The organism is Mesorhizobium sp. M8A.F.Ca.ET.057.01.1.1, assembly GCF_003952565.1.
GTDB lineage: Bacteria > Pseudomonadota > Alphaproteobacteria > Rhizobiales > Rhizobiaceae > Mesorhizobium.
Map to the genome: position 1 here is coordinate 3,180,299 of NZ_CP034454.1, position 21,551 is coordinate 3,201,849.

20 protein-coding genes and 2 pseudogenes are annotated in these 21,551 nt (G+C 62.6%); 18 read left to right on the forward strand and 4 right to left on the reverse strand.

Features of this window, described 5'->3' with window-relative positions; all coding sequences use genetic code 11:
* Positions 1 to 13: 13 nt before the first annotated feature.
* Positions 14 to 478: a RidA family protein gene (locus EJ077_RS14845; protein WP_135880413.1), complete on the reverse strand. Its 465-nt coding sequence runs from the start codon at positions 476 to 478 to the stop codon at positions 14 to 16.
* Positions 479 to 616: 138 nt separating this feature from the next.
* On the opposite strand from EJ077_RS14845, the gene EJ077_RS14850 reads away from it, so the two are divergent.
* From EJ077_RS14850 to tsf, 5 genes are all read left to right on the forward strand, one after another.
* On the forward strand, positions 617 to 1,447 hold the full coding sequence (locus EJ077_RS14850; RefSeq protein WP_208702771.1) for a cell envelope integrity EipB family protein: 831 nt from the start codon (positions 617 to 619) through the stop codon (positions 1,445 to 1,447).
* Positions 1,448 to 1,483: 36 nt separating this feature from the next.
* On the forward strand, positions 1,484 to 1,762 hold the full coding sequence (locus EJ077_RS14855) for a DUF4031 domain-containing protein (RefSeq protein WP_208703000.1): 279 nt from the start codon (positions 1,484 to 1,486) through the stop codon (positions 1,760 to 1,762).
* Positions 1,759 to 2,370, forward strand: a complete 612-nt coding sequence (locus EJ077_RS14860) for a LysE family translocator (protein WP_208702772.1) — start codon at positions 1,759 to 1,761, stop codon at positions 2,368 to 2,370. Before EJ077_RS14855 ends, EJ077_RS14860 begins: the two co-directional genes overlap by 4 nt.
* Positions 2,371 to 2,547: 177 nt before the next feature.
* Positions 2,548 to 3,330 carry a 30S ribosomal protein S2 gene (rpsB, locus tag EJ077_RS14865; protein ID WP_023777441.1) on the forward strand — a complete coding sequence of 261 codons (783 nt, stop codon included), beginning with the start codon at positions 2,548 to 2,550 and terminating at the stop codon, positions 3,328 to 3,330.
* 110 nt (positions 3,331 to 3,440) lie between these two features.
* Positions 3,441 to 4,361: a translation elongation factor Ts gene (tsf, locus tag EJ077_RS14870; RefSeq protein ID WP_208702773.1), complete on the forward strand. Its 921-nt coding sequence runs from the start codon at positions 3,441 to 3,443 to the stop codon at positions 4,359 to 4,361.
* A 13-nt stretch (positions 4,362 to 4,374) separates the two neighbouring features.
* Here the strand turns inward: tsf and EJ077_RS14875 are convergent, their stop codons facing one another.
* Positions 4,375 to 5,310, reverse strand: a complete 936-nt coding sequence (locus EJ077_RS14875; protein ID WP_208702774.1) for a LysR family transcriptional regulator — start codon at positions 5,308 to 5,310, stop codon at positions 4,375 to 4,377.
* A gap of 116 nt (positions 5,311 to 5,426) precedes the next feature.
* Here EJ077_RS14875 and EJ077_RS14880 point away from each other — a divergent pair, with 116 nt between their 5' ends.
* The 13 genes and pseudogenes from EJ077_RS14880 (at position 5,427) to lpxB (ending at position 18,538) form a co-directional block, all read left to right on the forward strand.
* Positions 5,427 to 5,954, forward strand: a complete 528-nt coding sequence (locus EJ077_RS14880; RefSeq protein WP_208702775.1) for a nuclear transport factor 2 family protein — start codon at positions 5,427 to 5,429, stop codon at positions 5,952 to 5,954.
* 35 nt (positions 5,955 to 5,989) lie between these two features.
* On the forward strand, positions 5,990 to 7,099 hold the full coding sequence (locus tag EJ077_RS14885) for an aldo/keto reductase (RefSeq protein ID WP_208702776.1): 1,110 nt from the start codon (positions 5,990 to 5,992) through the stop codon (positions 7,097 to 7,099).
* Between the two features lie 151 nt (positions 7,100 to 7,250).
* Positions 7,251 to 7,973, forward strand: coding sequence for a UMP kinase (gene pyrH / locus EJ077_RS14890; RefSeq protein ID WP_027142616.1), 723 nt, complete (start codon positions 7,251 to 7,253; stop codon positions 7,971 to 7,973).
* 108 nt (positions 7,974 to 8,081) lie between these two features.
* Complete coding sequence (gene frr, locus EJ077_RS14895; RefSeq protein ID WP_027142617.1) at positions 8,082 to 8,636, forward strand: ribosome recycling factor; 555 nt, start codon at positions 8,082 to 8,084, stop codon at positions 8,634 to 8,636.
* A gap of 32 nt (positions 8,637 to 8,668) precedes the next feature.
* Positions 8,669 to 9,403, forward strand: a complete 735-nt coding sequence (locus EJ077_RS14900; protein ID WP_136092093.1) for an isoprenyl transferase — start codon at positions 8,669 to 8,671, stop codon at positions 9,401 to 9,403.
* Positions 9,400 to 10,215, forward strand: coding sequence for a phosphatidate cytidylyltransferase (locus EJ077_RS14905; RefSeq protein ID WP_208702777.1), 816 nt, complete (start codon positions 9,400 to 9,402; stop codon positions 10,213 to 10,215). The genes EJ077_RS14900 and EJ077_RS14905 overlap by 4 nt, the downstream gene beginning before the upstream one ends.
* 97 nt (positions 10,216 to 10,312) lie before the next feature.
* Positions 10,313 to 11,453: pseudogene (gene rseP, locus EJ077_RS14910) on the forward strand (RIP metalloprotease RseP).
* Positions 11,454 to 11,670: 217 nt separating this feature from the next.
* Positions 11,671 to 14,052, forward strand: coding sequence for an outer membrane protein assembly factor BamA (gene bamA, locus EJ077_RS14915; RefSeq protein WP_208702778.1), 2,382 nt, complete (start codon positions 11,671 to 11,673; stop codon positions 14,050 to 14,052).
* Positions 14,053 to 14,125: 73 nt separating this feature from the next.
* The gene (lpxD, locus tag EJ077_RS14920; protein WP_208702779.1) at positions 14,126 to 15,181 is read left to right on the forward strand and encodes a UDP-3-O-(3-hydroxymyristoyl)glucosamine N-acyltransferase; all 1,056 of its coding nucleotides are present in this window, start codon (positions 14,126 to 14,128) and stop codon (positions 15,179 to 15,181) included.
* Positions 15,174 to 15,641, forward strand: coding sequence for a 3-hydroxyacyl-ACP dehydratase FabZ (fabZ, locus tag EJ077_RS14925; protein WP_015317790.1), 468 nt, complete (start codon positions 15,174 to 15,176; stop codon positions 15,639 to 15,641). The genes lpxD and fabZ overlap by 8 nt, the downstream gene beginning before the upstream one ends.
* Positions 15,642 to 15,654: 13 nt before the next feature.
* Positions 15,655 to 16,487 (forward strand): annotated as a pseudogene (gene lpxA, locus EJ077_RS14930) (acyl-ACP--UDP-N-acetylglucosamine O-acyltransferase).
* Complete coding sequence (locus EJ077_RS14935; RefSeq protein WP_245458750.1) at positions 16,474 to 17,373, forward strand: LpxI family protein; 900 nt, start codon at positions 16,474 to 16,476, stop codon at positions 17,371 to 17,373. The pseudogene lpxA and the gene EJ077_RS14935 overlap by 14 nt, the downstream one beginning before the upstream one ends.
* Positions 17,366 to 18,538, forward strand: coding sequence for a lipid-A-disaccharide synthase (lpxB, locus tag EJ077_RS14940; RefSeq protein WP_208702781.1), 1,173 nt, complete (start codon positions 17,366 to 17,368; stop codon positions 18,536 to 18,538). The genes EJ077_RS14935 and lpxB overlap by 8 nt, the downstream gene beginning before the upstream one ends.
* A 32-nt stretch (positions 18,539 to 18,570) precedes the next feature.
* Here lpxB and gltA read toward each other — a convergent pair whose 3' ends face one another.
* Positions 18,571 to 19,893 carry a citrate synthase gene (gene gltA, locus EJ077_RS14945; RefSeq protein ID WP_015317794.1) on the reverse strand — a complete coding sequence of 441 codons (1,323 nt, stop codon included), beginning with the start codon at positions 19,891 to 19,893 and terminating at the stop codon, positions 18,571 to 18,573.
* Positions 19,894 to 20,076: 183 nt separating this feature from the next.
* Positions 20,077 to 21,501: a glutamate--tRNA ligase gene (gene gltX / locus EJ077_RS14950; RefSeq protein ID WP_208702782.1), complete on the reverse strand. Its 1,425-nt coding sequence runs from the start codon at positions 21,499 to 21,501 to the stop codon at positions 20,077 to 20,079.
* Positions 21,502 to 21,551: the final 50 nt, after the last annotated feature.

The following is a 21,551-nucleotide window of genomic DNA, read 5'->3' on the forward strand; positions in this document are numbered from 1 at the left end:
TCTGCACCTTCACTTATTCGACTTCGAAGATCGCTTCGATCTCCACCGCGGCATTAAGCGGCAGGGAGGCGGTGCCGACGGCGGAGCGTGCGTGCTTGCCGCCTTCGCCGAGCGCGGCAACCAGGAAATCAGAGGCGCCGTTGGCGACCAGATGCTGCTCGACGAAATCGGGGGCCGACGCCACGAAGACGGTGATCTTCACCAGGCGGCGGATCTTCTCGAGGTCGCCAAGTGCCGCCTTGGCTTGCGCCAGGATGTTGATGGCGCAGTATTTCGCCGCGTCCTTGCCGCTTGCCGTGTCGACGTCGCGGCCAAGCAGGCCGCTCGCCTGGAGCTTGCCGTCCTTGAGCGGCAATTGTCCCGCCGTGAACAGCAGGTTGCCGGTCCTGCAATAGGGAACGTAGTTGGCGGCAGGCGCGGCGGCAACAGGAAGCGTCACGCCGAGATCACTTAGCCGCTTTTCGATTGTTTCACTCATTGCTTTTCCCTATTGCTGGAAGGTGCCGTGCTAGCCGGGCCGAAATTGCTATTTTTGCCTCGCTTCCGCCACGACTTTTTTTAAGCTGGACCATCTTTCCCTGCGGCCTGCCATCAGCCGCGACGATTGGAGTACCTCATGCGCGCAACGCGCCTTGCATTCCACGCCGTTCTGTTGTCGGCGCTGTTCCCTGTGGGCTCCGCTTTCGCCGTACCGGCGCTGCAGGCGCATCGCGCCGTCTACGATCTCACCCTCAAGAAGGCGGATGATCGCTCCGGCATTACCGGCATCACCGGCCGCATGGTCTACGAGTTCAATGGCTCGGCCTGCGAAGGCTATACGGTGAAATTCCGTTTCGTCACCCAGATCGCGACCAACGACAACACCAAGCTGACCGACCAGCAGACCACCACGTTCGAGGACGCGGAAGGCAAGATGTTTTCTTTCGTGACGAAGTCCTTCGTCGACCAGAACCTCGACAAGGAGGTCAAGGGCGTCGCGACAAAGAATGCCAAGGGCCTGAAGGTCGATATCGACAAGCCGGAGAAGAATAGTCTCGAACTCGCGGCCACCCAGTTCCCGACCCAACATCTGGTCGAGCTGATCGGCAAGGCCGAAAAAGGCGAAAACTTCTACCAGACCAACCTGTTCGATGGCTCGGAGGACGCCAACAAGGTGATGACGACCACGGTTGTCGTCGGCAAGAAGACCGAAGCCGACAAGGCCGATCCGGAAGCGCCGGCACTGGCGAAGCTTGCCGCCGACAAATATTGGCCGGTCGACATCGCCTATTTCGACGACAGTGCCCAGAACGGCGAGGAAGTCCCGGAATACCGGATCAGCTTCAAGCTGCACGAGAACGGCATCACCCGTGATCTCGTCATGGACTATGGCGACTTCTCCATGACCGGCAAGCTGGTCAATCTGTCGCTGTTCGACCAGACAAAGCCTTGCCCGGTATCGAAATAGCGGCGAGGCGCAAGTGAGCTGGCCGTGGCGGGCTTGATGGCGGTCTATGTCGATGCGGCGATCTGGAAGTGGGCCGGCCATCGCTGGTGCCACCTGATGGCCGACGACACCGACGAGCTACACCGGTTCGCATCGCGGCTTGGCGTGAAACGCTCGTCCTATCAGGGGCCGCCCAGGACATCGGCGCCACACTATGACATAACCGGCTTCGAGCGCGACCGCGCGGTACGGCTCGGCGCCATCGAATGCAGCCGCGAGGAGATCGTCGCGATCTTCCGGCGCGTGCGGGTGCCCAACGGAAAGGCCAAACCATGACACCAACGGCATTTCTGGCTTATTGCGCCGCAGTCACGCTCGCCGCCGCCACACCGGGACCCGCGATGTTCGCCGTCATCACCAATGGCGTGTCGCGTGGTTTCCTTCGCGCCTTCATAGCCGGCGTTGGGGTCGCCGCCGGCGATGCCGTACTGGTCACTCTGGCCCTGCTCGGGCTGGTGGCCCTGGCCCAGACATTCGAATGGATCTTCCTCCTGCTGAAATATGCAGGCGCCGCCTACCTGATTTTTCTCGGCATCAGGATGTGGCGGGCCTCGACCGCGCAAACGAATGAGCCGCAGACGGCGTGGACGAGATTGTCGCGCTTCTTCTTCCTTGGTGCGTCGATTGCGCTGGGGAACCCGAAGGCGATTCTGTTCCATGCCTCGATCATGCCGTTGATCCTCAATCTCGACACGCTGACGTTTGTCGATGGCCTGCTGGTGGTGGCCGTCGTCATCAGCGTCAATATCCTCACGATGGGTGTCTATGCCGGGCTTGCTGGCCGGGCTTCGGGCTGGTTCAGGACGCCCAGGCGCATGCGGCTGATGAACAGGTTTGCCGGCAGCGCCATGATCGGCACCGGAGCGCTGATTGCCGCACGCTAGACGTTAAAGCGCCACACGGCTTGCGTTCGCAGCACTTCCCCTCTATATGCGCGCTCATTCCACACACGGACTTTGGTGTCTGCCCGGGAGAAATCCGGCTGAAACCTCCGGTGGCGTTCGAGGATTTCGGTCCAAAAATGCCTGTGTCCGTGGAGGCTAACCGGAAAGGAAATGAGAATGGCACTGCCTGATTTCAGCATGCGCCAGCTTTTGGAAGCTGGCATTCACTTCGGCCACCAGACCCACCGCTGGAACCCGAAGATGGCGCCTTACATCTACGGCGCACGCAACAACATCCACATCATCGACCTCTCGCAGACGGTGCCTTTGCTGCACCAGGCGCTGAAGCAGGTTTCCGACACTGTTGCCAAGGGCGGCCGCGTGCTGTTCGTCGGCACCAAGCGCCAGGCGTCCGACATCGTCGCCGATGCGGCGCAGCGTTCGGCCCAGTACTACGTCAATTCGCGTTGGCTCGGCGGCATGCTGACCAACTGGAAGACGATCTCGAACTCGATCCAGCGCCTGCGCAAGCTCGACGAGATGCTGGCCGGCGAGGCGCAAGGCCTGACCAAGAAGGAACGCCTGAACCTCGACCGTGAGCGCGAGAAGCTCGACAAGGCGCTCGGCGGCATCAAGGACATGGGCTCGACGCCCGACCTGATGTTCGTGATCGACACCAACAAGGAGGCGATCGCCATCCTCGAGGCGAAGCGTCTCGGAATCCCGGTCGTCGCCATCATCGATTCGAACTGCGATCCGGACAAGATCGACTTCCCGATCCCCGGCAATGACGACGCGGCCCGCGCCATCCAGCTCTATTGCGACCTGATCGCCAAGGCTGCGATCGACGGCATCGCCCGTCAGCAGGGCGCGCTCGGCGTCGACATCGGCGCTTCGGTCGAAGCTCCGGTCGAACCGGCGCTCGATCCGGCTCCGGCGTCGGAAGCCCCCGAGGCTTGATAATCGAAGGCCGGCTTGCGGCCTTCATCTTTCTCATATTTTGGCACGCTAAACAGACGCACCGTCGAGATTCGATGGTGCGTCGGCGCATTTGAAACAAAGAGGCGACAATGAGCATTTCGGCTGCACAGGTCAAAGAACTCCGCGACTTGACCGGCGCGGGCATGATGGACTGCAAGGCGGCGTTGAACGAGACCAACGGCAACATGGAAGAGGCCGTTGACTGGCTGCGCAAGAAGGGCATCTCCAAGGCCGACAAGAAGGCCGGCCGCACCGCCGCTGAAGGCCTGATCGGCGTCGACAACGGCGTGCGCGAAGCCGCCGTCGTCGAGGTGAATTCCGAGACCGACTTCGTCGCCCGCAATGCCGCCTTCCAGGAAATCGTCGCCAACGTCGCCAAGGTGGCGCTTGCCTACGGCACGACCGAGGCTGTCGCTGCCGCGAAGTATCCGGGCTCCGACAAGTCGGTCACCGACACCATCAAGGACGCTGTCGGCACCATTGGGGAGAACCTGGGCTTCCGCCGCTCGGCCAAGCTGACCGTGCCGCATGGCGCGGTTGCGACCTACGTCCACAATTCGGTTGCCGATGGCCTTGGCAAGCTCGGCGTGCTGGTCGCGATCGAGACCACCGGCAACGAGCATGCCGCCAACGCCTTTGGCCGCCAGGTCGCCATGCATGTCGCCGCCACCAACCCGATGGCGCTGACCGCCGAGCAGATCGACCCGGCAGCTGTCGAGCGCGAGAAGGCCATCTTCTCCGACCAGGCGCGCCAGTCCGGCAAGCCGGAAGCGATCATCGAGAAGATGGTCGAGGGTCGCCTGCGCAAGTTCTATGAGGAAGTCGTGCTCTTGAAGCAGGCCTTCGTGCTCAATCCCGACATCACCGTCGAGAAGGCGCTGAAGGATGCCGAAAAGGACATCGGCGCGCCCGCCAAGATCACGGCCTATCTGCGCTTCGCGCTTGGCGAGGGCATCGAGAAGGAAGAGTCCGATTTCGCCGCGGAAGTCGCGGCGGCGGTCAAGAAGTAAGCGTCCTACCGCATTATTGCGACTGTGTTTTTCGGCCTGATGTCCGCAGGGATGTCAGGCCGATTTCGTTTGCGGTGTCGATAAAGGCCCTGAGCTTGGGCGCCATCGCGGCGCGGCGCGGGAAGTAGAGGAAAAGGCCGGGTTCCTCGATCGCCGATTGCGGCAAGACTTGCACCAAGCGACCGGCCCCGAGATCCGCGCGCGCCAGCGGCTCGAACAGGTAGGCCAGGCCTACTCCGGCGAGTGCAAGATCGATGGCGGCGAGCGAGTCCGTCACGATGGCCGTACCGCTGGTTTCCATGACGACATCCTTGCCATCCCAGGTCAAATCCCAGCGATAGAGCGCACCCGAGCGGACAAGCCGGTACCCGATGCAATTGTGGTTCGCGAGATCGGCCACGCTGCGCGGACGCCCACGTCGTCCGATATAGGCGGGAGAGGCGACGATGACGACTTTGAAGGACGGCGTCAGTCGGATGGCCACCATGTCCTGCGCGATCATCTCGCCGAGTCGGATGCCCGCGTCAAAACCTTCGCCGACGATGTCGACCAGCCCCTGATCGGCAAAAATCTCCACCACAATGTCGGGATAGCGCTCGGCCATCGCGGCGACGACCGGCGTCACCGCCAATGGGATCGCGATGTTGGAGGCATTGATCCTGAGCAGGCCGGACGGCCTGCCCTTGACGCTGCGGATGCGGTCCATGCGCTCGGCAATATCCTGGAGGGCAGGGGCGGCCGTTTCCACCAGCGCCTTGCCGGCCTCGGTGAGCGAAACGCTGCGCGTCGTGCGCGCAAACAGCGGCTGGCCCATCCGCTCCTCGACGAGGCGCACCGCATGGCTGACCGCCGACGGGCTCATACCGAGTTCGGCCGCCGCAAGCGCGAAACCGCCGCGTCGTGCAACGGCGACGATGACAGGCAGATGAGAGAGCAGATCCCGATCCATTCATGAATAATATCGCATGGTCCTTGCGAACAATGCAATCTTATCGATGCCAAGACACCGATCCATATTGTCGCCGACACATCCGCGGTTGGCTGATGGCATCGAGGAGAAGAGACATGAACGCGTTGAAGCACCTAACTTTCGCGGCCGGCGTGGCGTTATCACCGGTCGATGCCGGCGGGGCGGAACCACCCGGCTGGCAAGCGCTCGCGGACGAACGCGCGGTCATCCGCATCGCCGATGCCATCGACCGCGCGGTCGACGCGCAGGACTGGAAACTCGCTCGCAGCTATTTCGCGGACCGGGTCACCGCCGACTTCAGCAGCCTGTCCGGCCAGCCCGCGGCCAACATTGCGTCCGACGATCTGATCGGCGTCTGGGCCGGCAATCTCAAGGGCAGCAAGACCAGCCTGCACCTGCGCACCAATCACCAGGTCGTTATCGAGGCCGACAGCGCGACCGTTCTGTCGAACGGCTATGCCTGGAACCGGATGGAGGGCAATGGGGATCCGCTCTGGGAAGTCTGGGGCACGTATGAGCACCACCTGACACGTTCTGGCTCCGTCTGGAAGGTCGATGGCTTCGCCTTCCGCATGATGCATGAACGCGGCAATCCCTGGGTCAAGGCGACTCCGGTCCAATGACGCCCGCATCAACCGGATCAGGATCGGAGAAGACAATGGCGATGAGCTACTACACTCTCGGCAACAGCGGCCTGCGCGTCAGCCGGCTGGCGCTGGGCACGATGACCTTCGGCACGGAATGGGGCTGGGGCGCGGACCGGGACACGGCGCGCGCGATGTTCGACGCTTATGTCGAGGCCGGCGGCAATTTCTTCGACACCGCCGACCTTTATACCGGCGGCACGGCCGAGACCTGGCTCGGTGAATTCGTGGCCGAGCGAGGCTTGCGCGACAAGGCGGTGATCGCCACCAAATTCACCATGAACTCGAACCCCGGCAATCCGAACGCCGGCGGCAATGGCCGCAAAAACATCATGCGTGCCGTCGACGCCTCGCTGAAGCGGCTGGGCACCGACTACATCGATCTCTATCTCATGCATATCTGGGACAGGCTGACGCCGGCCGAGGAAGTGCTGCGAACGCTCGACGATCTGGTTCGGGCGGGCAAGATACGTCACATCGGCCTGTCCGACGTGCCGGCCTGGTATGCCGGACGGGCTCAGGCGATCGCCGAACTGCGCGGCTATGAGCCGATCTCGGCGTTGCAGCTCGAATATTCCCTGGCGGAGCGTGCCATCGAGCATGAATTCGTGCCGTTCGGGACACGCCATGGCGCCGGCATCATGGTCTGGAGCCCGCTGGCCAGCGGGCTGTTGAGCGGCAAATACCGCCCGGCGCAAGCGGGCAATGCCGGCCGGCTCGACGGCTTCCGCAACACCACCCATCCAGGCTTCCAGAAATTTACAGAGCACAATTGGGCTGTTGTGGCGGAGTTGGAGAAAGTCGCCGCCGAGCTCGGCCGCGGCATGGCTCAGGTGGCGCTCAACTGGGTGGCGACACAACCAGGAATTGCCACCGTCATCCTTGGGGCAACGAGGCTTTCGCAGTTGCAGGACAATCTCGCGGCGCTCGATTTCTCCATACCGCCCGCGCTTCGCCAGCGGCTGGAAAAGGTGAGCGGCACGCCGGCGCCGTTCCCGCATTCCTATTTCGGTCCCGAGATCCAGGTTCGTGTCGCCGGCGGTGTCGTGACCGGCGACAAGCCGTCCGGTTATGCATTGCCGGTCGTGGTCGAAGGCGAGGCCGTTGCCATCAGCAGCAATTGATCCAAAACGCCTGGAATTTTGCACAAGGGCGCGGCGTGACATCGCTGCGCCCTTCGTGTATCCGGTCAACCCGTCATGACAGCACCGCCGGGCGAAGCAGGAGGCCTTTTTCGCCTTCGGAGCTTGCCGCGCCGGATTTTCGAGGAACCAGATGACGGTGAAGCCCCTCTACCGACGTGTTCTGCTGAAGGCTTCGGGCGAAGCGTTGATGGGCGAACAGCATTTCGGCATCGACGTCTCGGTCGTCGACCGCATCGCCGGCGACATCGCCGAGGCGCGCGCGCTGGGCATCGAGGTGGGTGTCGTCATTGGCGGCGGCAATATCTTTCGCGGCGTGGCCGTCGCCTCCAAGGGTGGAGACCGCGTTACCGGCGACCATATGGGCATGCTTGCCACGGTCATCAATTCGCTGGCGCTGCGCACATCGCTGAACAAGATCGGCGTCGACGCCGTCGTGCTGTCCGCTATCGCCATGCCCGAGCTTTGCGAGAGCTTTTCGCAGCGCCAGGCGACCGCCTACATGAACCAGGGCAAGGTGGTGATATTCGCCGGCGGCACCGGCAATCCGTTCTTCACCACCGATTCGGCTGCCGCGCTCCGTGCGGCCGAAATCGGCGCCGACGCGCTGTTCAAGGGCACGCAGGTCGACGGCGTCTATTCGGCCGATCCGAAAAAGGACCCCAGCGCGACGCGTTTCGAGCGCATCAGCCACGCCGAAGTCATAAATCGCGGCCTTTCGATCATGGATACGGCTGCGATTGCACTTGCGCGCGAAAACAACATTCCGATAATCGTCTATTCGATCCACGAAAAGGGTGGTTTCGGCGATATTCTGAGGGGCGGCGGCCGCTGTACGGTCGTCGCGGACGAGTGATCCGGGGCCTGATCCCGAAGAAGGGAAGCCGGGTTTCGAAATCAGGCTCGAACACGGGGCCTTGCCCCGAAGCAGTGAACCCGCGGCAGACGGGTCGAGGAGACTAGAATGAGTGGTGAGTACGACGATCTCAAGCGGCGCATGGATGGGGCAATCGCGGCGTTCAAGCATGATCTGGCCTCGCTGCGGACCGGCCGCGCCTCCAGCAACCTGCTCGACGCGATCCAGGTGCAGGCCTATGGCACCACCATGCCGATCAACCAGGTGGCCAACGTTACAGTGCCGGAGCCGCGCATGATCTCGGTCTCGGTCTGGGATAAATCGATGGTCGGCGCGGTCGACCGCGCGATCCGGGAATCCAATCTGGGCTTCAACCCGATCGTCGACGGCACCAATCTGAGGATTCCGCTGCCGGAGCTCAACGAACAGCGCCGCAAGGAGTTGGTCAAGATTTCGCACGGCTATGCCGAAAACGCGCGTGTCGCCGCGCGCCATGTGCGGCGCGACGGCATGGACTTCCTGAAGAAGGCGGAGAAGGACGGCGACATCAGCGAGGACGATCAGCGCAAGCGTTCCGACCAGGTCCAGAAACTTACCGACGAAACCATCAGCACCATCGATCATCTGCTTTCCGACAAGGAAGCTGAAATCATGCAGGTTTAGGGTTGGCCCTTGGCTGACCCGAAAGCGAGATCATGACAACGCCCGCGCATGTCGCGATCATCATGGATGGAAACGGACGCTGGGCCAAGGCGCGCGGCATGCCGAGGCTCGCGGGTCATCGCGCCGGCGTCGAGGCGCTGCGCAAGGCGGTGCGTGCCGCCCCCGGTCTCGGCATCTCCTTCCTGACCGTCTACGCTTTCTCGTCGGAGAACTGGTCGCGGCCGAAGTCCGAGGTCAGCGACCTTATGGGTCTTTTGAAGCTGTTCATCCGTCGCGACCTTGCCGAGTTGCACCAGAGCGGTGTGCGGGTCAGGATCATCGGTGACCGGGCAGGGCTGAAGGCGGACATCAGGGGGCTGCTCGAGGAAGCCGAATCGCTGACGATCCACAACACCTCGCTGACGCTGGTGATCGCCTTCAATTACGGCGGGCGCGACGAGATCGTCCGCACCGCGCGCAAGCTTGCCCTGGCCGTGGCGCGCGGTGAAATCGACAGCGAGGCGATCACCGCCGAAAGCTTTGCCGGCTCTCTCGACACCCAAGGCATTCCCGATCCGGAACTGGTCATCCGCACCAGCGGCGAGCTCCGCCTGTCCAACTTCCTCTTGTGGCAAGCTGCCTACAGCGAACTCGTCTTCCTGCCCTGCTACTGGCCGGACTTCAACCGCGAGCACCTCGCCGAGGCCTTGCGCGAATATGCCGGCCGCGAGCGCCGCTTCGGCGGACTAGGCCCGCAAGACGTCGCTTCGCGACCGGCCGCGGGATGAGCAACCTTCAGCTGCGTGTGATTTCGGCGGTTGTGCTCGCCATTGTCGCCCTTGGCCTGACCTGGCTTGGCGGCCTGCCTTTCCGGCTGCTGTGCGCCGTCATGTCGGCAATGATCTTTTATGAGTGGACACGTATGTCGCGGCCCGCCGCGGCCGAAGGGCTTGGTTTGCTGCCGGAAGCGCTGATGGTCATTTTCGTCGGCGCCTTGATCGCTGGCCTGTCCGCATTGTGGCTGCTGCCGCTCGTCATGATTCTGGTTGCGATAACGGCGACCAGCGCAGGACTTCGCAAGATCGGCCAGTGGGACGCTGGCGGCCTTGCCTATGCCTGCGTGTCGGGACTGTCGCTTGCCCTGCTGCGCGATGGCGACCATTCGGGCCTCGTCGCCATCCTGTTCCTGTTCGCGGTCGTCTGGGCAACCGACATTTTTGCCTATTTCGTCGGACGCGCCGTCGGTGGGCCCAAACTGGCGCCGTCGATTTCGCCAGGCAAGACGCGTAGCGGCGCGTTCGGCGGGGCGGTCGGTGGCGTCGTCGCGGGACTTCTGCTGGCAGCCATTGCCGGCGCCGGCAACCTGGCGTTGCTGGGCCTTGTGGCGCTGGTGCTGTCAGTTGTCGCCCAAGCCGGCGACCTGTTCGAATCCTGGGTCAAACGGCGGCACGGCTGCAAGGATTCCGGCGTGCTCATTCCTGGCCATGGCGGCATCATGGATCGTGTCGACGGGCTTGTCGCGGCCGCTCTTGCCCTATACGTCATCTGTTGGATTTCTGCGGGCGCCGACCATCCGGCACAGGGGCTGTTTCCCATTTGAATGGTGTCATGCCACGATCTGGCGCCGACGTGCCTTGGATTCGCCTGGATTGATGTCACAGTCACGGCGCGACCGCGGAAGAATTTGAGGGCCTGAGTTGAACGAGATTCTTCACGCGATTTTCAGCACGGAAGGCCTCTTTCTCGGCACGCTCGTGCCGTTTCTCTTCGTGCTGACCGTGGTGGTGTTCGTTCACGAGATGGGCCACTACCTCGTTGGCCGCTGGTGCGGCATCGGGGTCAAGGCCTTCTCGATCGGCTTCGGTCCGGAGCTCATCGGCTTCAACGACAGGCATGGCACGCGCTGGAAGCTTTGCGCCATACCGCTCGGCGGTTATGTCAAGTTTGTCGGCGACATGAGCGCCACCTCCAGCCAGCCGACATCGGAAGAGCTCGAAACGCTGACCGAGGAGGAACGCAAGGTTGCCTTCCACACCCAGGCGATCTGGAAGCGCGCGGCAACGGTGGCGGCCGGGCCTCTGTTCAACTTCCTGCTGACGATCGTGGTCTTTTCCGTGCTGTTTGCCTCCTATGGGCGTTATGTCGCGGAACCCATGGTGGCGGAGGTTACCGCCGACAGCCCGGCGGCCAATGCCGGCATTTTGCCTGGCGACCGATTCGTCAGCGTCGACGGCAGCAAGGTCGAAACCTTCGGAGACGTGCAGCGGCTGGTTTCGGGCCGGGCCGGTGACACCATCACCTTTGTCATGCTGCGCAACGGCAAGGAGGTCACGGTGACCGCATCGCCGCGGCTGATGGAGCAGGAGGACGCGCTCGGCAACAAGATCAAGGTTGCGGTGATCGGCGTCGTCAACAACAAGGAACTCGGCCAGCCCCGTCTCATCACCTACACCCCGTTGGGGCAGTCGCGGCGGCGGTTGAGGAAACGGGCCACGTCATCGAGCGCACCGGACAGTTCCTGCAGCGTTTCGCTGTGGGGCGCGAGGACAAGTGCCAGCTGGGTGGCCCGGTCAAGATCGCCGACATGGCCGGCAAGGCTGCCAAACTCGGTTTCGAGTGGCTGGTGCAGCTCGTCGCGCTGCTGTCCGTCGGGATAGGCATCCTAAACCTTTTGCCGATTCCCCCCTCGACGGCGGCCATCTGTTGTTCTACGGGGTGGAGGCCGTCATCCGCCGGCCAGTGTCGGAACGGATGATGGAAATGGCCTATCGGGCCGGTCTGCTTGTGGTGCTGTGCTTCATGGGGTTCGTGTTCTGGAACGATCTCTTTGGGTGCTGAAATCATGAAGGAATTTGGCCTGGGCATGGGCGATGTTGAGACGCCGTTTACCATGCACGGGGATATGAGTGACGCGAAAGCCACGCAACAGGGTTAAGTAAATACAAATTAACCAGAAGCCTTGCGTGTAGGGAAAATCCGGTTAATACGGTAGGGGAAATGACCGCACGTCCGGTTTTCTCGCCGTGGGGACTACGAGAAAAGGTTATTAAGCCCGATGAAGGCAGCATCCAAGTTTCTAAACGCCGCGTCAGCGGCGGCACTGTCCGCCGCTCTGGTCGTACCAGGTGCGCTCGCAGTGCAGTTCGTTGCCACATCGGCGGCCGAAGCCGCTGTCGTAAGCAGGGTTGAGGTGAGCGGCAACCAGCGTGTCGACGCCGATACCATCCGCAATTACATCACCATCAAGCCGGGCAAGGCCTTCTCCAGCTCCGATGTCGACGCGGCCGTCAAGGCGCTGTTCGGCACGGGCCTGTTCTCGGACGTCCAGATCAATCAGGTCGGTTCGACCCTGGTGGTCAAGGTTTCGGAATACAAGGTCGTCAACCAGGTGCTGTTCCAGGGCAACAAGAAGCTCAAGGACAATGCGCTGCAGATGGCGGTTCAGCTGAAGCCGCGCGGCACGTTCTCTCAGGCTACGCTGGATTCGGACGTCGAGGCGGTCAAGGCTGCCTACAGGCGCATCGGCCGTGACGATGCCGGCGTGACCGCGCAGGTCATGGAGCTCGGCGACAACCGCGTGAACGTGGTCTTCCACGTCACCGAAGGCGATCGCACGCAGATCGCGGCAATCAATTTCGTCGGCAACAGCGCCTATTCCAGCCGCCGCCTGTCGGACGTGATCAACACCAAGCGTTCATCCTGGGTCTCGTTCATCCTGCGCGACGACGTCTATGACGAAGACAAGCTGCGCGCCGACCAGGAACTGCTGCGCCGTTTCTACTACAATCACGGCTATGCCGACTTCCAGGTCGTGTCCGCTGTCGGCGAACTCGACAGCGCGACCAACAAATACACGGTCACCATCACCGTCCAGGAAGGGGATCGTTATAATTTCGGCGACATCAGCGTCGAAAGCACGATCCCGGAAGTTGACTCGAAGTCGCTGGAATCGGTGGTCGAAACCCGCAAGGGTGATGTCTACAACGCCAAGGATGTCGAAGACTCGATCATCGCGCTGACGGAAAAGGTGGCCGGTTCCGGCTATGCCTTCGCGCAGGTGACGCCGCGCGGCGACCGCAACTTCGAGAACCACACGATCTCGGTGGTCTACACGGTCGACCAGGGCACCAAGGCCTATGTCGAGCGCATCGAGATTCGCGGCAACGATCGCACGCGTGACTATGTCATCCGCCGCGAATTCGATGTCAGCGAAGGCGACGCGTTCAACCAGGTGCTCATCCAGCGCGCGAAGAAGCGTCTGGAAGACCTGAATTATTTTGAAAAAGTCGACATTTCGACCGTGCCTGGCTCGGCCCCTGACCAGGTCGTGCTGGTTGTCGATGTGGTCGAGAAATCGACGGGCGAGTTCTCGGTTGGTGCGGGCTATTCGACCGGCGGCGATTCGGCTGGACCGTCCGTCGAGGGTTCGATCACCGAGCGCAATTTCCTCGGCCGCGGCCAGTTCATCAAAGTGTCCGCCGGTGGTGGCAAGAATTCGCGCGACTACAGCCTGTCCTTCACCGAGCCTTATTTCCTCGGGCGGCGCATCGCTGCCGGTTTCGACATCTACAAGTCAACGCGGGAATACAACAACAACTACGACAGCGACACCGTCGGCGCGACGATCCGCTTCGGACTGCCGATCACCAACAGCATCACGACCCAGCTGGCGTACAACATCTCGCAAGAGAAATATAAGGTCGACAACAGTTGCGGTCCTACCAGCGACGTCGATCCCGACGGCACCTGTAACATCTCACAGGCCGTCCTGGACGGCATCGAACAGAGTCCGTGGATCAAGTCCTCGGTCAGTCTGGGGCTGGTCTACAACACTATCGACGACATGAAGAACCCGCATGAGGGTATCTACGCCAACACCACCGTGGAGGTCGCGGGTCTTGGCGGCGATGCCAAGTTCGTGAAACTCACGGGCCGTGCGAGCGTTTATCAGACACTGTCCGAGCAGCTTGACCTTGTCGGCCTCGTTTCAGGTGGCGCCGGTCATGTCGAGGGGTACGGCAACGACGGCGACCTGCGCATCTTCGACCACTTCCAGAGCACCGATCGCATGATCCGCGGCTTTGCCTATGGTGGCATCGGTCCTGTCGCTTCCGGTACCAGTGGAGATCATCTGGGCGGCACGACCTATTTCAACGCGTCGGCCGAAGCGCAATTCCCGCTTCCGGTTATTCCCGAGAGCTTCGGCTTGCGTGGCGCGGTGTTTGCGGATGCGGCGACGCTCTACGGCAACAAGATTGCCGATCAGTCACTGGTCAATCAGGACTCGACCGGCTTGAAGATACGCGCCTCTGTCGGTCTTGGCCTGATGTGGGCCTCGCCGTTCGGCCCGATCCGTATCGACTATGCTATCCCGGTCAAGAAGGAAGCGAGCGACGACGTGCAGGAATTCAACTTCGGCATATCGACCCGCTTCTGATCGGCGGCCTACGATGCTCCCGGGTTTTGGATCCGGGAGAAATGTTCCGACCTAGCTGGATATAGCTTCTGGAATGACCGATCCGGTGTTCTTCGCGCCATCACGCCGGTATACGGCGGCCGAAGTCGCGAATCTGACCGGCTCGGTGCTTGTCGATTCCGGCCAATCCGACGTTTCGATCGAAGCATTGGCGCCAGCCAGTGAAGGTGGCGCCAACGCGCTCGTGTTCGTCGACGGCAGGCGCAATTCCGCGCTGATGCCGTCGCTGCGGGCGGCGGCGGTGCTGTGTCCCGCGGAATTCGCGAACAAGGCGCCTGCCGACATCGCCGTCCTGATCCATCCGCGGCCGCAACAGGCTTTCGCGCTGGTTGGGCGCCTGCTGTTTCCGACAGCCGCCACGCCGGGGCCGATGACCGGCGAAACCGGCGTTTCGCCGCATGCCCATGTCGACCCGACCGCCCATGTCGAAGCCGGCGTCGTCATCGAGGCCGGCGCCGTCGTCGGGCCTGGCGTCTCGATCGGCAGCGGCACCGTCATTGCGCCGAACGCCGTCATCGGACAGTCCTGCCAGATCGGCCGTGATGGCTATGTCGGCCCGGGCGCCAGCATCCAGTACGCACTGATCGGCAATCGGGTCATCATCCATGGTGGCGCCAGGATCGGCCAGGACGGCTTTGGCTTTGTCGGCGGCGCCAAGGGCCCGGAACGGGTTCCGCAAATCGGACGCGTCGTCATCCAGGACGATGTCGAGATCGGCTCCAATTCCACAGTCGATCGCGGCGCCATGTCCGATACGATCATCGGGCAAGGCACCAAGATCGACAATCTCGTGCAGATCGCCCATAACGTCCGCATCGGTCGCAATTGCATAGTAGCCGGGCTTTCGGGTATTTCCGGTTCCGTGGTGGTCGGTGACAATGTCACCATGGGCGGCGGCGTCGGGCTTGCGGATCATCTGACGATTGGTACAGGTGCCAAGCTTGCCGCCAGAAGTGGATTTATGAGCAATGTTCCCGCCGGCGAGATATGGGGTGGCTATCCGGCGCAGCCGATGGCGGAAGCCATGCGAGAGATAGCCATGTTGCGCACGATGGCCAGGGCACGCAAGCAGGGCAAGGACAATGGCTGACATGGTGGCGGCGACAACGCTGGAAGCGGTCGACATATTGGGGCTGATGAAGCTCCTGCCGCACCGTTACCCCTTCCTCATGATCGACCGCATCGTGGACATCGATGGTGACGACTCCGCTATCGGCATCAAGAACGTGACCATAAACGAGCCGCATTTCCAGGGGCATTTCCCGGAGCAGCCGGTGATGCCGGGCGTGCTCATCGTCGAGGCTATGGCGCAGACGGCCGGCGCCATCTGCATTCGCAGCCTCGGGGCGTCGAAACCGTCGCTGGTTTATTTCCTGACCATCGACAACGCCAAATTCCGCAAACCGGTCGTTCCCGGCGACCAGTTGAAGATCCATGTCAAGAAAATCAAGAAGCGCGGCAACCTGCTCAAATTCGCCTGCGAAGCCCTGGTCGAAGGTACCAAGGCGGCCGAGGCCGAGATTTCAGCCATGATGGTCACCGGCGACTGACGATCGAGTGCCTATGAAAATCAAGACGTCAATCCATCCTTCCTCCGTCGTGGAAGAAGGCGCCCAAATCGGCCAGGGGTACGCATTGGGCCGTTCTGCCATGTCAGCGCCGATGCTGTGATCGGCGACGGTGTCGAACTGGTCAGCCATGTCTCGGTGATGGGCGCCACCACTATCGGGGCGTCGACCAAGGTCTATCCGATGGCGATCTTGGGCGCACCGCCGCAGAACACCAAGCACAAGGGCGGCCGCACCACGCTGGTCATCGGCGCCAACTGCACCATCCGCGAAGGCGTGACCATGCATGTCGGCAGCGACACCAGCCGCGGCGAAACGACGGTGGGCGACAATGGCAATTTCCTTGCCTACGCCCATATCGCCCATGATTGCGCGGTCGGCAAGAACGCCACCTTCGCCAATGGCGCGACGCTGGGCGGACACTGCGAAATCGGTGACAACGTCTATATTGGCGGCCTCAGCGCCGTTCATCAATTCGTGCGTGTTGGCGACAACGCTTTTCTTGGCGGGTGCTCGGCTTTTGTTGGTGATGTCATTCCCTATGCCATCGCGGTCGGCAACCGCGCCAGCTTGCGCGGCTTGAACATCATCGGCCTCAAGCGCGCGGGTTTGCCGCGTTCCGAAATCTATCTGCTGCGCAAGGCCTATAAGACGATCTTCGACCGCTCCCGCACCGTCGGCGAGAATATCGAGTTCGCCAAGGCCGAGTTCGCCTCGTCACCGACTGCAATGAAGATCATCGACTTCATCACCAGTCGCGGCAAGCGGCACTATGCGGTGCCATCGCTCAAGGGCGGCGATGGCGACGACACCGATGACGAAGGCTGAGACGGCCGCGGCTGGTCTTGATCTCCCGCCTGATGCCAGGGTCGGCATCATCGCCGGCGGCGGCAGCCTTCCGGTCGAAGTCGCCGCCGGTTTGGCCGAACAGGGTCATGCGCCCTTCATCGTGCTCATGGACGGTGAGGCCGACCGTCTGGCTGAGTTGTGCCGGTACGAGCATGATACCCTTTCCCTGGAGGCGATAGGATCGCTCGTTCCACTGCTCAAGCGCAACCGGATTACCCATCTGGTGCTTGCCGGCGAGATAAAGCGCAGGCCAAGACTGACACATCTGCGCCCAAGCCTCGGCCTGCTCGCCGTGATACCCGTCGTTGTCATGGCGTTGGCGCGTGGCGACGATGGGCTGCTCAAGGTGGTGGCGCGCGGGCTAGAGGCCCGGGGGATAAAGGTGGTGGGCGCCCACGAGATCGTGCCCAACCTTGTCGCCGCCGAAGGGGTGTTGACCAAGGCCGCGCCTCTGAAATCGGACTGGCGCGACATCGAGGCAGGTTTTGCCGCGGCAAAGGCAATCGGGGCGCTGGATATCGGCCAGGCGGCAATCGCGGTCGGCGGCCGGACCATTGCGCTTGAAGGCATTGAGGGCACGGCCGGATTGCTGGACCGCGCCAGGCTGCTGCGCGGCCACGGTCGTATCGCCGGCAGGACGCGCGGCGTTCTGGTCAAATGCGCCAAGCCTGGCCAGGAGCTGCGCGCGGATCTTCCTTCCATGGGGCCGCAGACGGTAGAAGCAGCGCATGCGGCCGGGCTTGCGGGTATTGCCGTCGAGGCGGGGCGCTCCCTGATCCTCGAAGGTCCCGCAACCCTCTCGCGTGCCAATGAGCTCGGGCTGTTCATCGTCGGCCTGGCCGCAGCGGAGTCCGGACATGGCTGACAGGGCGCTGAAGATCGCGATCGTCGCGGGCGAGGAATCAGGCGACCTGCTTGGTGCCGACATCGTCCGGTCGCTCCGCCAGGCTACGGGGCGCGAGGTGCAACTCGTCGGCCTTGGCGGCCGTCATCTGCAGGCGCTTGGGCTGGTTTCTCCGTTCGACGCCGGCGAGGTCGCGCTGATGGGGTTCAGCGCCGTCCTGCGTGACCTGCCGCGTCTGATGCGGCGGATCGGCCAGCTGGCGGGGATGGTTGCGGATGCCAAGCCTGACTGCCTCGTCACCATCGACAGCCCCGATTTTTCGCTGCGCGTCGCCAAGAGGGTGCGCGCGGGCAACCCGTCGATCCCGATCGTCCACTATGTCTGCCCGAGTGTCTGGGCATGGCGGCCGGGCAGGGCGGTGGCGATGAAGCCCTATGTCGACCACATACTGTGCATCCTGCCGTTCGAGGTGAAGGAGCTCGATCGACTGGGTGGTCCGCCCGGCACCTATGTCGGGCATCGCCTGTCGCATGATCCGGGCGTGCTCTCGGCGGCAAAGGCCCAAGGCCAGCCGCGTGATCTTTCACCGGACCGCGTGAAGACGATGCTTGTCCTGCCCGGCTCGCGGCGCGGCGAGGTGCGGCGGTTGCTCGAGCCCTTTGGCGAGACCGTGTCGATGTTGCGGGCTCGCGGGCACCGGCTCCGGCTGATGCTGCCGACGGTGCCGCACGTCGCGGATACTGTGCGGTCCGCGGTCACGCGCTGGGACGAAAAACCCGAGATCATCCTTGAGCCCGAGCGCAAATGGCAGGCCTTCGGCAAGGCCGACGCGGCGTTGATCGCGTCCGGCACGGTGTCGCTGGAACTGGCATTGTCCGGGGTGCCGATGATCTCTTGCTACCGGCTCGACCCTGTCGCGCGTGTCGTCGCGCCATATCTCGTTTCCGTCTGGTCGGCGCTGCTGCCCAACTTGATCTCGGATCGCGCCTTGATCCCCGAGTTCTACAACGAGTACGTCAAACCGAACAATCTGGCGCGCCAGCTGGAAGCGCTGTTGGCCGACACTGGCATGCGCGCCTGGCAGAAAGACGGGTTTGCCGAGATCACGCGGCGCATGGCAACGGACAAGCCGTCCGGTGAGATCGCCGCGAGTGTGGTCCTGCGTCATATAAAAAAGGCGCCCTGACGGACGCCTCTTTCAGTCATGAGCCAGCGCGCTCACCGCTTGGCGATCGGCACGTAGTCGCGCTCCGGCGCGCCGGTGTAGAGCTGGCGCGGGCGACCGATCTTCTGGCGCGGATCCTCGATCATTTCCTTCCACTGCGCGATCCAGCCGACCGTGCGGGCGACCGCAAACAGCACGGTAAACATGGTGGTGGGGAAGCCCAGCGCCTTCAGCGTGATACCGGAGTAGAAGTCGACGTTCGGATAGAGCTTCTTCTCGATGAAATAGGGATCGGTCAGCGCGATCTTTTCCAGCTCCATCGCGATGTCGAGCAGCGGATCGTCCTTGATGCCGAGCTCGCCCAGGACCTCATGCGCCGTCTTCTGCATGATCTTGGCACGTGGATCGTAGTTCTTGTAGACGCGGTGGCCAAAGCCCATCAGCCGGAACGGATCGTTCTTGTCCTTGGCACGCGCGATGAATTCCGGGATGTGATCGACATGGCCGATCTCGCCCAGCATGTTGAGCGCCGCTTCATTGGCGCCGCCATGGGCTGGGCCCCACAAGCAAGCGATGCCGGCGGCAATGCAGGCGAAGGGGTTGGCGCCTGAAGAGCCGGCCAGACGAACGGTCGAGGTCGAAGCGTTCTGCTCATGATCGGCATGCAGGATGAAGATGCGCTCCATGGCGCGCGCCAGCACCGGGTTGATCTTGTATTCCTCGCACGGCACGGCAAAACACATATGCAGGAAGTTTGCCGCGAAACCGAGATCGTTCTTCGGATAAATAAAGGGCTGGCCGATGTGGTACTTGTAGGCCATGGCGGCGATCGTCGGCATTTTGGCGATCAGGCGCATGGACGCAACCATGCGCTGATACGGGTCGGAGATGTCGGTCGAGTCGTGATAGAAGGCGGACAGCGCGCCAACCACGCCGCACATCACCGCCATCGGGTGCGCGTCGCGGCGGAAGCCGGTGAAGAAGCGCGACATCTGCTCGTGCACCATGGTGTGGCGCGTCACACGGTAATCGAAATCGTCCTTCTGCGCCTTGGTGGGCAGTTCGCCGTAGAGCAGGAGATAGCAGACCTCGAGGAAGTCGCCATGTTCGGCCAATTGGTCGATCGGGTAGCCGCGGTGCAGGAGGATGCCGGCATCACCATCGATGAAGGTGATCTCCGACTCGCAGCTTGCCGTCGAGGTGAAGCCGGGGTCATAGGTGAAAGCCCCGGTGGTGCTGTAAAGCGAGGCGATGTCGATGACGTCAGGTCCGACCGAGCCGCTTCGCACCTTGAATTCGTGAGTCTTACCGGCGAATTCCAGCGTTGCCGTGGCCTCTTGGCCGCCCACATCCAGTTTTTTCGCAGCTTCGGTCATTGCAAACTCCTTCTTGTTTCCTCATGCCGGCAAAGGCAAATTCCGCAGAGCGACACGTCGAAATCACCGCAATGCGCGTATTCGCCACCGCATTCTAGGAGGTGCGTGCCAGATTGGGCCAAGACACAATGTTGCACTGCGAAACGCGCCTTTCAATGCCAATCTTCTTGGGCCAGTTTGCTCCTAATCGATTTGATCCGCTATGCGGGCCAGGCTTTCCTCACGCCCCAGCACGGCCAGCACGTCGAATACACCCGGCGAGGTGCTTTTGCCGGTCAAGGCAGCCCGCAACGGCTGGGCCACGGCACCAAGCTTATGGCCGCCAGCCAGGGCGTACTCGCGGATAGCGGCCTCAGCCGTGGCCGCCGTCCACTCACCCGACAGCGACTTCAAAGCTTCGTGAGCGCCGCGCAGGATCTTGCGGGCATCGTCATTAAGCAGGAGCGCCGCCTTGTCGTCGATCGGCAGCGGCCGCGCGGCAAACAGGAAGGCCGCGCCATCGACGAGCTCGACCAGCGTCTTGGCGCGCTCCTTCAGGCCCGGAAGGGCTGCCAGCAACTGCGCCTTGTTCTTCTCGTCGAGGCGCGCCGCCATCGCCGGGCCGCCCTCCAGATAGGGCAAGGTGGCGATGAAAATGTCGAACAATTCGGAATCGGCCATGCGGCGCATATGGACGCCGTTCAGCGCCTCGAGCTTGGCGAAATCGAAGCGCGCCGCGCCCTTGTTGACGTCGCCGATGTCGAACCACGAGATCATATCCTTGATCGACATGATCTCGTCGTCGCCATGGCTCCAGCCCAGACGCGCCAGGTAATTGAGCAGGGCCTCCGGCAGATAGCCCATGGCGCGATAGGCCTCGACACCAAGCGCGCCGTGGCGCTTCGACAGCTTAGCGCCGTCGGCGCCATGGATCAGCGGGATATGCGACATCGAAGGCACCTCCCAGCCCATGGCGTTGTAGATCACGGTCTGGCGGGCGGCGTTGGTCAGATGATCATCGCCACGGATGATGTGGGTGACGCCCATGTCGTGATCGTCGACGACGACGGCGTGCATGTAGGTCGGGTTGCCGTCCGAACGCAGGATGATGAAGTCGTCGAGATCCTTGTTGGGGAAGCGCACCTCGCCCTGGACCCGGTCCTGCACCACCGTCTCGCCGTCGGCCGGTGCCTTGATGCGAATGGCACCCCTGACGCCGGCGGGTGCCTCCGATGGATCGCGGTCACGCCAGTGGCCATTATAGCGTGGCGGCAGGCCCTTGGCGCGTGCTGCCTCGCGCATCGCCTCGAGCTCGGCTGGAGTCTCGTAGCTGTAATAGGCCTTGCCCAGGCGCACTAGGTCCTCGGCCACCTCACGATGGCGCGGCGCGCGCTCGAACTGGGAAACCGCATCGCCGTCCCATGTCAGGCCGAGCCAGGTCAGGCCGTCGAGAATGGCTGATGTCGCCGCATCGGTCGAACGCTCGCGATCCGTGTCCTCGATGCGCAAAAGCATCGTGCCGTCGGTATGCTTTGCATAAAGCCAGTTGAACAGCGCCGTACGCGCGCCGCCAATGTGCAGATAGCCGGTGGGCGAGGGGGCAAAACGGGTGACGACCTTGTCGGACATGAAACTCTCGGAAATCATCTGAAGCGGGGTGCGGTTGCGCGGACTTTCGC